This window comes from Polaribacter gochangensis, from assembly GCF_046224025.1.
In the GTDB taxonomy this organism is placed as follows: Bacteria; Bacteroidota; Bacteroidia; order Flavobacteriales; family Flavobacteriaceae; genus Polaribacter; species Polaribacter gochangensis.
The window spans coordinates 239,278-251,709 of the sequence record NZ_JBJXRF010000001.1 but is presented as its reverse complement, the minus strand read 5'-3'; the positions used below and the strand labels follow the sequence as shown (position 1 = coordinate 251,709).

Sequence of the window (12,432 nt, the reverse complement as noted above, 5' to 3'; positions counted from 1 at the left end):
TTAAAGTGATACACCTACTCAAACATATAAAAGGAGATAAAACCATTTGGACTATTGTTGCAATATTGGCGATTTTTTCGTTTATGCCAGTATATAGCGCAAGTACAAATCTGGTATATGTTGTGGGTTCTGGTTCAACATTTGGATATTTAATAAAACACATGATTTTACTAATTATGGGTTTTGTAATTATTTATGGAGTTCATAAAATTCCGTACAGATATTTTAGTGGAGGTTCTGTACTAATGTTGCCAATAATTATCTTATTGTTGATTTATACCTTGTCTCAAGGAACTACAATTGGTGGAGCAAATGCAAGTAGATGGATTCGTATTCCGTTTGTTGGTGTAGGTTTTCAAACATCAACATTAGCAGGATTAATACTGATGGTGTATGTAGCAAGATATTTAGCAAAAAACAAAGAAAAGAAAATAGAATTTAAAGAAAGTTTATGGCAATTGTGGTTGCCAGTTGCCTGTGTTTTAGTATTGATTTTACCCGCTAATTTTTCTACAACAGCAATTATTTTTACCATGGTAATTTTGTTAGCATTTATTGGCGGATATCCAGCAAAATATATCGGATTCATATTAGGAATTGGAGTTGTTTTTCTAACATTATTTGTGTTAACAGCAAAAGCTTTTCCAGATGCGATGCCAAATCGTGTTGCTACTTGGGAAAGTAGAATAGAAAGTTTCTCAAAAAGTGATGGAGTAGAAGGCTATCAAGTTAACAAAGCAAAAATAGCAATTGCTACTGGCGGATTAACAGGAAATGGACCTGGAAAAAGTGTACAAAAAAACTTTTTACCACAATCGTCCTCAGATTTTATTTATGCAATTATTATTGAAGAATATGGTTTGGTTGGAGCATTTTTAGTGCTTTTTATTTATTTTTTATTGCTGTTTAGAATTGTAATTGCTGCTAAAAAAGCAAATACAGTTTTTGCCTCTTTATTAGTAATTGGAGTTGGTTTGCCGATTATTTTTCAAGCAATGATAAATATGGCGGTGGCCAGTAATTTATTCCCGGTAACCGGTCAAACGTTGCCGTTAATAAGTAGTGGTGGTACATCAATTTGGATGACCTGTTTTGCGCTCGGAATGATTTTAAGTGTAAGCGCATCAAAAGACGAAACAGAAGAAACAATTTTAGATGATAATCCTTTAGATATTTTACATGAAGCGATCGATTAACATTCTAATAAGTGGCGGTGGAACAGGCGGACATATTTATCCGGCGATTGCGATTGCAAACGAATTAAAGTTGCGCTATCCTGATGCAAAATTTTTGTTTGTTGGCGCAAAAGATAAAATGGAAATGGAAAAAGTCCCGCAAGCTGGATATGAAATAAAAGGATTGTGGATTTCTGGAATTCAGAGAAAACTGACCTTGAAAAATTTATCATTTCCTTTTAAGCTGATTAGTAGTTTGTGGAAAGCATCTAGAATTATCAGAGAATTTAAACCAACAATAGCGATTGGAACTGGCGGATTTGCAAGTGGTCCAACGCTTATGATTGCAAACAGAAAAGGGATTCCGACGTTGATACAAGAACAAAATTCGTATCCAGGAATTACCAATAAATTATTAGGGAAGAAAGCGAAATCAATTTGTGTGGCTTATGATAATTTAGAGCGATTTTTTCCTGCCGATAAAATTGTAAAAACAGGAAACCCTGTAAGACAAGATTTATTAACGATTCATAATAAAAAAGAAGAGGCGTTAAGTTTTTATGAATTAGATGCAGCTAAAAAAACAATATTGGTTTTAGGCGGAAGCTTAGGAGCAAGAAGAATCAATCAATTGGTTGAAGAACAATTAGCCTTTTTTAAAGAACAAGCTATTCAACTGATTTGGCAATGTGGGAAGTTATATGTTGATGAATATCAGCAATACAATAAAAATGAAAATGTACAAGTACATCAATTTTTAAACAGAATGGATTTAGCCTATGCTGCAGCAGATATTATTATTTCTAGAGCTGGAGCAAGTTCGGTGTCAGAATTATGTATTGTGGGAAAACCAACTATTTTTATTCCATCGCCAAATGTTGCAGAAGATCATCAAACTAAAAATGCAAAATCAATTGCAGATAAACACGGAGCAATTTTGCTAAAAGAAAGTGAGTTAGAAACGTTTCCAATTGTTTTTGAAACGTTGATGAAAGACAAAGGAAAACAACAAAGTTTAAGTGAAAATATTAATGAGTTGGCTTTGCCAAATGCAACAAGTCAAATTGTGAACGAGATAGAAAAATTATTAAATAAAGAATGATGTTTCCTCGAGCGGAGTCGAGAGATTTAGTAGGTCTCGACTCCGCTCAAACAGACACGTAATATGAATTTAAATACTATACATAACGTTTATTTTATAGGTATCGGCGGAATCGGTATGAGTGCACTTGCGCGTTATTTTAAAGCAAATGGTAAAAATGTTGCCGGTTACGACAAGACGCCAACAAACATTACAAGTGGTTTGTCAGCATTGGGAATTGCAATTCATTTTGAAGATGCTGTAGAGCATATTCCAACAGATTTTCTGTCAAAAGAAAAAACATTGGTGGTGTTTACGCCAGCAATTCCGAAAGATCATGTAGAATATAAGTATTTAAAAAAAGAAGGATTTACTATTTTAAAGCGTGCGGAAATTTTAGGAAAAATAACCGAAAACACGTTTTGTTTGGCAGTTGCAGGAACACATGGAAAAACGACAACATCATCAATTTTAGGGCATATTATGCAGCCAAGTAAAGCGACTTCCTTTTTAGGCGGAATTGCAGAGAATTATAACTCGAATTTAATTTTAGGAGAAGATAAAGTTTCGGTTGTGGAAGCCGATGAGTTTGATCGTTCTTTTTTACAATTATCGCCAAATATTGCCTGTGTAATATCTATGGATGCAGATCATTTAGATATTTATGGAGACCATAATGAGTTGATAAAAACGTTCAATGATTTTTCAAATAAAGTGTCAGACAAATTAATCGTTGCCAAAGGATTGCCAATTGAAGGGCTGACCTACGCTATTGAGGAAGCTGCAGATTACAAGGCATTTAATCTTAAAATTGAAAGAGGTAAATACATTTTTGATGTACAAACGCCAACAGAAACTATAAAAAATATTGAATTCTATTTGCCAGGAAAACATAATGTAATGAACGCTTTAGCGGCATTAGCTATGGCAAATGAATATGGAATTCCGCTTGAGTTAATCAAAGAGCAATTAAAAACGTTTAAAGGAGTACAACGTAGATTTTCGTATAAAATTAACACACCAGAATTGGTGTTGATTGATGATTATGCGCATCATCCGACAGAAATAAAAGCAGTAGAAAATTCGGTTAGAGAAATGTATCCAAACGAAAAAGTCTTGGCGGTTTTTCAACCACATTTATTTAGCAGAACCAAAGATTTTGTAGATGGTTTTGCCACCGAGCTTTCAAAATTTGACGAAGTATTGTTGTTGGATATTTATCCAGCGAGAGAATTGCCAATTGAAGGGGTAAATTCTGAATGGTTGTTGCGTAAAATCAATTCAAAAAGTAAAAAAGTAGTAGAAAAAAATAATGTAATTACAGAGATTCAAAAATCATCCGCAAAAGTTATTGTGATGATTGGAGCAGGAGATATTGGTGTTTTGATAAATGATGTGGTAAAAGAAATAAATCAAAAGAAAATAAACTAAGTGAAAAAAGCTGCAACATATCTGTTTTTTATACTGTTAATAGCATCTTTGGTGTTTTTATATAGTTTCTCTTCGGTTAAAAATTCGAATAAAAAAATAAAAAAAATAACCATAGAATTTACTGAAGGTCCAAATGATTTTTTAACACAAGAAATGGTTAATAAATTGTTAATACAAAATAATAAAGAGCTTAAAAAACAACCAAAATCTGTCATAGATTTACAAGAGCTAGAACATGCTGTACTTTCAAATCCATATATAGAAAGTGCAACGGTATTTTACACGATAGATGGTGTGTTAAAAACAACAGTAAAACAACGCACGCCAATCGCAAGAATTAACAATGTTGATTCGTCTTATTATATTGATAAACACGGGTTTGAGGTTCCGTTGTCAGATAACTATTCGGCAAGAGTAATACTGATAACAGGTGCTGTAAATAAAGGAAATTTACAAGAATTAACAAAGTTTGTAAATGTAATTTTAGCTGATGATTTTTTAAAAAAAGAAATTATTGGTATACATAAAACGCAGAATAATGAATTTATTTTAAGCGTTAGGAGCGGGCAATATAAAATTGAGTTCGGTTTTTTAGAAGATACTAAGGTGAAATTTAAAAAATTAAAGGCATTTTATAATAAGGCATTTGTTGATAAAACAATTGATCAGTACAAAACAATAAATTTAAAATATCACAATCAAGTTGTGTGCGCAAAATAAGACAAGATGGAAAACAATAAAATAGCAGTAGGTCTTGATATTGGTACAACCAAAATTGTTGCCATGATTGGTAAGAAAAACGAATACAATAAATTAGAAATTTTAGGTATTGGTAAAGCTAAAAGTTTAGGGGTAAAAAGAGGTGTTGTAAGTAATATTACACAAACAATTCAGTCTATTCAACAAGCTGTTGAAGAAGCAGAAAGTGTTTCTGGACAAAAAATTGAGGATGTAGTCGTTGGGATTGCTGGGCAACATATTAGAAGTTTACATCATAGTGATTATATCACAAGAAATAATGCTGAAGAGGTTATTGATGTGAATGATATCGATAATTTGGTAAACCAAGTTCATAAATTGGTAATGCTTCCTGGAGAAGAAATTATTCATGTATTGCCGCAAGAATTTAAAGTGGATAGTCAAGGAGAAATCAAGGAACCTATTGGAATGTACGGCGGAAGGTTAGAGGCTAATTTTCATGTTGTTGTTGGCCAGGTTTCATCAATAAGAAATATTGGTCGTTGTGTAAAAAGTGCAGGTTTAGATTTATCTGATATCACACTAGAGCCTTTAGCATCAGCATCAGCTGTACTGAGTCAAGAAGAAAAAGAAGCAGGTGTTGCATTGATTGATATAGGAGGTGGAACAACAGATTTAGCCATTTTTAAAGACGGAATTATTCGTCATACAGCAGTGATTCCGTTTGGTGGAGGGGTAATTACAGAAGACATAAAAGAAGGTTGCTCAATTATTGAAAAGCAAGCTGAATTATTAAAGATAAAATTTGGTTCTGCGTGGCCAGGAGAAAATAAAGAAACAGAAATTGTTTCAATTCCGGGATTAAGAGGAAGAGAACCAAAAGAAATTACGTTAAAGAATTTGTCTAAAATTATACATGCAAGAGTTCAGGAAATTATAGAGCACGTGTATTTAGAGATTAAAAACTACGGACACGAAACAGCAAAGGGCAAACTAATTGCCGGAATTGTATTAACAGGTGGTGGAGCACAATTAAAACATTTACGTCAGTTGGTAGAATATATCACCGGAATGGATGCAAGAATTGGGTATCCAAACGAGCATTTAGCAGGAGATTCTGATGAAGCACTTTCTAGTCCGGCTTACGCAACCGCAGTTGGTTTGTTGATGGAAGGGTTAGAGAAAGAAGGAAAAGAGTTTGTTGCAGAAAAAACAGAAGAAGAAATAGCAAATGCAGCTACTTCAGAAGAAGTAAAAATAGAAGAAAAACCGGTTGAAAAAAGAAAATCTTTTTTCGACAAGTTTACAGAGCGTTTCAAAGAGTTTTTAGACAACGCAGAATAAAGAATTAAAGAATAAAAAATAATATATAAACCCTATAAAATAGAAAAGTTATTATGAGCGATGAATTCGATAACATTTCATTTGAAATGCCAAAATCACAATCAAATACTATTAAAGTAATTGGTGTTGGTGGTGGTGGAAGTAATGCTGTAAATCATATGTTTCAGCAAGATATTAAAGGAGTAGATTTTGTAATCTGTAATACAGATGCACAAGCATTAGAAAATAGTGCAATTCCAAATAAAATACAATTAGGTGCAAACTTAACGTCTGGTTTAGGTGCTGGTGCAAATCCAGAAGTTGGAGAAAAAGCAGCTCAAGAAAGTTTGATTGAAATTCAGCAAATGTTAAGCACGCAAACCAAAATGGTTTTTATAACTGCCGGGATGGGTGGTGGAACCGGAACAGGTGCTGCACCAATAATTGCTAAAATAGCCAAAGACATGGATATTTTAACCGTTGGTATTGTTACAATGCCTTTTCAATTTGAAGGAAGAATGCGCTCAAATCAAGCTCAAATTGGAATAGATACATTAAGAAATAATGTAGATTCTTTAATTGTCATCAATAACAATAAATTAAGAGAAGTTTATGGAAATTTAGGGTTTAAAGCTGGTTTCTCTAAAGCGGATGAAGTATTGTCTACAGCTGCAAAAGGAATTGCAGAAGTAATTACACATCATTACAAACAAAACATCGATTTACATGATGCTAAAACCGTGCTTTCTAATAGCGGAACAGCAATTATGGGTTCTGCAAAAGAATCGGGTGTAAACAGAGGTAAAAATGCCATAGTAAAAGCGTTGGATTCTCCGTTGTTAAACGATAATAAAATTACAGGAGCCAAAAACGTATTGTTATTAATTGTTTCTGGTGTTGATGAAGTTACCTTGGATGAAATCGGTGAAATAAACGATTATATTCAGATTGAAGCAGGTTATGATGCTAATATTATTATGGGAATTGGTGAAGATGAAGCGTTAGGAGATGCCATTTCTGTAACAATTGTTGCAACAGGTTTTGCTGCAGATCAGCAAAGTACAATTACAAATACAGAAGTTAAAAAAATTATTCATACGTTAGAAGATGAACAAAAAGCAACCTATGATTTTTCTGAAAAAACAGTTACTAAATCTAGTACTTTAGATACACCAACATCAAGTAAGCCAGAAGCTAAAATTGTTCATGTTTTAGAAGAAGATGTTGTGGAAGAGAAAACAACATTGACTCCAACAACAAAATTCATCAATAATATTGATGTAGTTTATGATGAGATTCAAGACGAAACAGTTTTTGATGATGATTTTATTATTACAGATGCAACGCCAACTATAGAAGAAGTTGTTGAAGAAAAATCAGCTCCAATTCAAATGGAAACGTTGTTTGATTTACCATTAAACAGTTATGAAGAAATTAAGCCAGAATCCAAAGAGGTTCGTTTCGATTTATCTATTGATGATGTAAATGAAATTGAAGTGAATGATGCTACCGAGATTGTAGCAGAAGCTACAGATGTTGTTGAGAAAAGATATGTTTTAGAAGATTTTGATACAGAACCAACTATTGGAAAAAGCTCTATGTTAAGTCAACAAAAACAAAGCGTTGTTAAAGAAGATGAAGAGTTATCATTTACGATAAAAACAAAAAAAGTTGAAGAAATAGAGACTATTTCTGAAGAAATTTCTCCGTTAAGTATTACTATTTCAGAGCTTGAAAAAACAGCAGAATTACGCCGTCAAAAAATGAAAGGATTTAACTATAAGTTTGCTGATCAGGTACATAAAAACATAGATGAGATAGAAAAGCAACCAGCATATAGAAGATTGGGTGTAGATTTAGATGAGGTGAATTCTGATTTAAGTAAATCAAAAACTACATTAAGTACAGATGCAAATGATGAAGCACAATTAAGATCTAATAACTCATTTTTGCACGATAATGTAGATTAATAATTTTTAAAAAAAACAATCAACTATTCCCTAAATTACTTGATTATTTTTTTAAAATTCCTAAGAGATTAGGAATTTTTTTTATGCCTATATTTGTAGTCCAAAAAGCAAGAAAATGAGTTTAGAAAAATTAATAATGAATCAACTTAAGGCAGCAATGAAATCGAAAGATACGGTTGCTTTACAAGCATTAAGAGCAGTTAAGTCGGCTATTTTATTAGCGAAGACTGAAAATGGAGCAGGAAATGAATTGCCAGAAGATTTAGAGTTGAAAATTTTACAGAAACAAGTAAAGCAACGTAAAGATAGTGCTGCAATTTTTTTAGAACAAGGAAGACAAGATTTAGCAGAACCCGAATTGGCAGAAGCTGCAATTATAGAGCAATTTTTACCAGAAGCTTTATCGGAAGAAGAAGTTGAAAAAATTGTGATTTCAGCAATTCAAAAAACAGGAGCAAGCGGAATGAAAGATATGGGGAAGGTAATGGGAATGGTTTCTAAAGAATTAGCTGGACAAGCAGATGGGAAAACCATCTCTACTCTAGTGAAAAAGAATTTATCTTAAATTTAAATAATGGCTCCATAGTTCAACTGGATACCTGCCTGCCGCAGGCAGGGAATATCAGATTTTTTTAATTAATATTTTTTAAAAAATCAACTTATATGTTTGTTGTTTATGTAATTCAAAGTCAAAAAGATTCAAGATTATATAAAGGTTTTACAAAAGATATTGAGAAAAGATTAAAAGAGCATAATAGCGGAAAAACAAAATCAACAAAAGCTTATTTGCCATGGGTTTTAGTTTACTCTGAGAAATTTTTCAGTAGAGTTGAAGCAAGAAAAAGAGAGAAATACCTTAAATGGGGAATTGGCAGAGATTATTTAAAAGAAATATTAAAAAAAGGCTCCATAGTTCAACTGGATAGAATATCAGATTTCGGCTCTGACGGTTGAAGGTTCGAATCCTTCTGGAGTCACAAGTAGCAAAAAACCAAAGCGAAAGCTTTGGTTTTTTTGTTTTCTAAAAAATATAGATACGGATTAAATTTATTTAGCTCTTGAATTAAGAATAACAAAGCAATTCTAAAATACCTAAAACCAGGTATTTTTTTATATAAAAGAAATTTTTTCTTTTATCTATATTCTTAAAAGATGATTATAAAGAGGCAAATTTTAGTATTATTTTTTCTGTTATTATTTATGTTTAATATTAAGGGGTATACACAAATAATTAAGTATAATAAAAATAAAGGATTTACACAAAACATTAAAAAGAATACAGGTGTTCTTACAGTATTGGGTGATTATAATGAAGATGTATTGAAAAATTTTTCAATTCATTATAAAGTGCCTTTAATTATTATTTCTTCAAAAATATACCTCCCAGGAAAAGAATGTTTGGATGTAAGGAAAATAGGAGGTGATACAGAAAATAGAAAGCTGGGTGGAGATACAGAGAATAGAAAATTGGGAGGTGACACAGAAAACAGAAAGTTAGGTGGTGATACTGAGAATAGAAAATTGGGAGGCGATACAGAAAACAGAAAGTTAGGCGGTGATACAGAAAACAGAAAGTTAGGTGGTGATACAGAGAAGAGAAAATTAGGCGGTGATACTGAGAATAGAAAATTGGGAGGCGATACAGAAAACAGAAAGTTGGGCGGCGACACTTCAGTATTAAAATGTAAAAAACTAGAGAAAGAAAGAGGGTTTGAAATATTACATGCGAATCCAAATGCAACAATTAAAGTATACTATCAAAAACAAATACATATTGTAAAAAACTTACAAGTAAAATATTAATTCTTCTTATTATGAAATCAATTTATTTAAGTGCTTTTTGTTTATTGTTAATGTCTTGTGCAACTGTACCCCAATTTACATATTATAAAAAAATCCCAAATGAAACCTTAACTATAGGAACCGAAGGAGTTGTTATAGAGGCTGAAGATGGTAGTTTTAAATGGGAATCAGGTAAGGTCAACGATGTAACAAATTTTAAATTTAACAACGGTTGGAATTCATCGGGAGCAGCAACTAAAATTTCACTAAGCACAGAAAATTTTGCTGGATTAAATAAAGAAACCGCAACAAGAGTTAAAATTACAACGCCTTATTCTGATAAGACTTATTATGGACTTTTAGAAATGGCAGGAATTTATTCTAAATGTAAAGACAAATCACCAGAAACTAGATCCTACTATGTTCAGATTCCAAAAAGCTATATAGATGCTGCAGAAGGAGGTAGAGTCTCTGTAGTCTATGAATATTACTCCTGTGAAAGAGGGTATTTTTCTAACAATACCAAAGTAATAAAAAGAGCAATGACTACTTGGGTATTATGGTTGTCAGATAGGCCATTGTAAATACTTTAAGAATTTATAAAAACCAAAGCAAAAGCTTTGGTTTTTTTTGTCTCCAATTTTTATCATAAAGAATAAATTAATAATTTGTATATTTATTTTCATCAAATAATGTTAATGTCATGAAGTTGGATTACAATACATTAATTAATGTATACAAATCACACGATACATATCTTGGAAGTAAATCTATTCAATTAGAAAACTTCAATATACAAAAGCAACTGACTGATCTTTTTTGCCCTGGTCCAAATTTTTATTTTATTATAGACTCTCCTACGCTTACTATTGATTTTGTTAGTGAGTCTGTTCAAGAAATTTTAGGAATAAAACCAGAAGACTTAGAGCTCGCAAACTTCATAGATATTTTACACCCTGGAGATGTACAGTTTTTTGTAAAATGCGAAGATTTAGTAGCATATTTTTTAACAAGAATTGTTAAGCCTAATAAAATAACAAGCTATAAAATAAACTATTGTTTAAGGTTAAAAACCAAAGAAAATAGTTATAGGTTATTTTTACTGCAGATCATTACCTTAAAGGTGGATGAAAAAGGTTCTTTATTAAAAGTTTTTGATTCCTTTACAGATATTAGCCACTTAACCACTTTAAATAATTATAAATTATCAATTTTTGGATTGGACGGAGAATTATCTTATCCTGAGATAGATGTTTTTAAAGAAAATCCTTTTGATGATTATGTTCCGTTTAATTTAGATGCTGAAGGGCACCCTTTTACAAAAAGAGAGTTTGAGATTATTAATTTTTTAATAAAAGGTTTTAGCACAAAAGATATTTCTAATAAATTATTTATATCTCCTCAGACAGTTTTAACACATAGAAGAAATATCTTAAAAAAAACAAATGCAAAGAATACACTAGAGTTGATAGCAGATTTGATCAGTAAAGGGTTTATTTAAAATACCCATTTATGAGTATTGTTTTAACAAAGGCTCTTTCTTATTTTAGTTCTTAATTGATAAAGTTGATAAAACATGAATTATTGTACTATAAATTTATTTTGACTTCTGCTTTTGCTCTAATAACTTTTTTAGTTTTTTTTCAAAGAAGTAAGTTTGATTAGGTTAAAGTGTCTTTGCTAAAACATTTTTTTTGCATATTTGTATTTGTAATGATTTGTTTTTGATGCTTTTAAGGATTTGGATCTTCATAAGTTCAAAGACTTTAACCTATCATTTTAAAAATTATACATGTATATAAACTTTAAATGGTTTTTAATGAAAACAAAAATATTTGGATTATTGATGTTGCTAAGCTTTGTTAGTGTTGCGCAAACAAAACAACAAATAGAAGCTACTATTAAAAATTATTTCAATGCCTACGGAATCTTTATGCTTAACGGCATAAGTCAACAAATGGCTTCCAGTATAACATTTAAGAATAATGTGATTGAAATTATGGTAACACACAGTAATTATCCTAATTCGATAAGTAATTTAAATGTGGTTGTTACTTCTTCAATGAAAATAGAAAAATATACTTTTAATATTGATGCTTTAAAATTCAAAGAAAATGAGGGGTTAGATTTTAATATTCTTCAATACAACGACAAGGGTGGAGAAATTGTTCTATACCTAAATGTTTCATCCGCGCAAAAAATGTCTTATTCTGTTATTGAAGGTCATCATAAGGACAATTTAAATAAAAAATATCACGCAATAAAAGGGCAACTACCTAATAAGTCAAATGTAACTTTATATGATGACCCTAACGCTTGGACTAAACTAGGGTTTACACCTACAAAGTATATAAGAATTCCTTTTAAAGTGGCGTCTATTGCAGAGCTTAATAGAGTTAAGAATGCTTTAAACAAGCAGTTTGTTAAGTACGTAAACTTAAATAGAGATGTTATTTATAAATATAATAATAAAGGAATAACAATGTCAGAAACATACCTTTTAAATAAAGTAAGACATGGCAAAAGGATTTTTTACCATGAAAATGGTAAGATAAGGCTAGTGGAATTATGGGAAAATGGAAAACGAATTGCTTTTTTAAATCAGTTTCTTAAAGATGGAACTCAAGTTTTAAAAAATGGCAATGGAACTTTTATGGTTTTTGATACTCAAGGTAATAGAACTTTTGAGGCTGAATATTTAAATGGCAAAAGAGAAGGAAAGGCAACTTGGTATTATAGTAATGGCCAGATTCTTGAATCTGTTTTATATAAATCTCAGATGGATAATCAATCTAGTTTAAGGTGGGAAATCTTATCATCGTTCCATAAAAATGGTGAACCAAGAGAGAAAGGAAACTTAAAAGAAGGTAACGGAACATGGGTCGTTTATGATAAAGAAGGGAAGGTGAAAAAGGTGCTAGCCTTTAAAAATGGACAAGAAATAAAAAAATAAAATTTTAAAAAGAAAAAA

At 31.3% G+C, this 12,432-nt stretch carries 11 protein-coding genes, 1 tRNA gene and 1 pseudogene; all 13 read left to right on the top strand.

Translation table 11 applies throughout. The annotated features are described in order from the left end of the window. The first annotated feature begins 5 nt into the window (after positions 1-5). The 13 genes and pseudogenes from ACEWL1_RS01180 (at position 6) to ACEWL1_RS01120 (ending at position 12,414) form a co-directional block, all read left to right on the top strand. Positions 6-1,196 (top strand): FtsW/RodA/SpoVE family cell cycle protein, encoded by a 1,191-nt coding sequence (locus tag ACEWL1_RS01180; RefSeq protein ID WP_409231455.1) that lies wholly within the window; start codon positions 6-8, stop codon positions 1,194-1,196. Beyond that, entirely contained in the window at positions 1,180-2,277 is a 1,098-nt protein-coding gene (gene murG / locus ACEWL1_RS01175; protein ID WP_409231454.1) for an undecaprenyldiphospho-muramoylpentapeptide beta-N-acetylglucosaminyltransferase, read from the top strand. Before ACEWL1_RS01180 ends, murG begins: the two co-directional genes overlap by 17 nt. A gap of 63 nt (positions 2,278-2,340) precedes the next feature. Then, positions 2,341-3,687, top strand: coding sequence for a UDP-N-acetylmuramate--L-alanine ligase (gene murC, locus ACEWL1_RS01170; protein ID WP_409231453.1), 1,347 nt, complete (start codon positions 2,341-2,343; stop codon positions 3,685-3,687). Beyond that, positions 3,688-4,407, top strand: coding sequence for a cell division protein FtsQ/DivIB (locus ACEWL1_RS01165; protein WP_409231452.1), 720 nt, complete (start codon positions 3,688-3,690; stop codon positions 4,405-4,407). A 6-nt stretch (positions 4,408-4,413) separates the two neighbouring features. Next, entirely contained in the window at positions 4,414-5,730 is a 1,317-nt protein-coding gene (ftsA, locus tag ACEWL1_RS01160; protein ID WP_409231451.1) for a cell division protein FtsA, read from the top strand. Positions 5,731-5,783: 53 nt separating this feature from the next. Continuing rightward, a complete protein-coding gene (gene ftsZ / locus ACEWL1_RS01155; protein ID WP_409231450.1) occupies positions 5,784-7,679 on the top strand; it encodes a cell division protein FtsZ in 1,896 nt (631 codons plus the stop codon). Between the two features lie 115 nt (positions 7,680-7,794). Beyond that, positions 7,795-8,244 carry a GatB/YqeY domain-containing protein gene (locus tag ACEWL1_RS01150; RefSeq protein ID WP_409231449.1) on the top strand — a complete coding sequence of 150 codons (450 nt, stop codon included), beginning with the start codon at positions 7,795-7,797 and terminating at the stop codon, positions 8,242-8,244. Positions 8,245-8,342: 98 nt separating this feature from the next. After that, positions 8,343-8,528 (top strand): annotated as a pseudogene (locus tag ACEWL1_RS01145) (GIY-YIG nuclease family protein); the annotation flags it as partial. Between the two features lie 54 nt (positions 8,529-8,582). After that, positions 8,583-8,656, top strand: a tRNA-Arg gene (locus ACEWL1_RS01140). Between the two features lie 223 nt (positions 8,657-8,879). Beyond that, positions 8,880-9,482 (top strand): hypothetical protein, encoded by a 603-nt coding sequence (locus tag ACEWL1_RS01135; protein ID WP_409231448.1) that lies wholly within the window; start codon positions 8,880-8,882, stop codon positions 9,480-9,482. Positions 9,483-9,493: 11 nt separating this feature from the next. Continuing rightward, positions 9,494-10,045 (top strand): hypothetical protein, encoded by a 552-nt coding sequence (locus tag ACEWL1_RS01130; RefSeq protein WP_301402670.1) that lies wholly within the window; start codon positions 9,494-9,496, stop codon positions 10,043-10,045. A gap of 119 nt (positions 10,046-10,164) precedes the next feature. After that, positions 10,165-10,962 (top strand): LuxR C-terminal-related transcriptional regulator, encoded by a 798-nt coding sequence (locus ACEWL1_RS01125; protein WP_409231447.1) that lies wholly within the window; start codon positions 10,165-10,167, stop codon positions 10,960-10,962. A 291-nt stretch (positions 10,963-11,253) separates the two neighbouring features. Next, on the top strand, positions 11,254-12,414 hold the full coding sequence (locus tag ACEWL1_RS01120; protein ID WP_409231446.1) for a toxin-antitoxin system YwqK family antitoxin: 1,161 nt from the start codon (positions 11,254-11,256) through the stop codon (positions 12,412-12,414). The last annotated feature ends 18 nt before the right edge of the window (positions 12,415-12,432 follow it).

Excerpts from the sequence above, each read along its gene's own strand:
- ACEWL1_RS01130 (WP_301402670.1), top strand. The coding sequence starts at position 9,494 with ATGAAATCAATTTATTTAAGTGCTTTTTGTTTATTGTTAATGTCTTGT.
- ftsA (WP_409231451.1), top strand. The coding sequence starts at position 4,414 with ATGGAAAACAATAAAATAGCAGTAGGTCTTGATATTGGTACAACCAAA.
- ACEWL1_RS01135 (WP_409231448.1), top strand. The coding sequence starts at position 8,880 with ATGTTTAATATTAAGGGGTATACACAAATAATTAAGTATAATAAAAAT.
- murC (WP_409231453.1), top strand. The coding sequence starts at position 2,341 with ATGAATTTAAATACTATACATAACGTTTATTTTATAGGTATCGGCGGA.
- ACEWL1_RS01150 (WP_409231449.1), top strand. The coding sequence starts at position 7,795 with ATGAGTTTAGAAAAATTAATAATGAATCAACTTAAGGCAGCAATGAAA.
- ACEWL1_RS01120 (WP_409231446.1), top strand. The coding sequence starts at position 11,254 with ATGTATATAAACTTTAAATGGTTTTTAATGAAAACAAAAATATTTGGA.
- murG (WP_409231454.1), top strand. The coding sequence starts at position 1,180 with ATGAAGCGATCGATTAACATTCTAATAAGTGGCGGTGGAACAGGCGGA.
- ACEWL1_RS01125 (WP_409231447.1), top strand. The coding sequence starts at position 10,165 with ATGAAGTTGGATTACAATACATTAATTAATGTATACAAATCACACGAT.
- ftsZ (WP_409231450.1), top strand. The coding sequence starts at position 5,784 with ATGAGCGATGAATTCGATAACATTTCATTTGAAATGCCAAAATCACAA.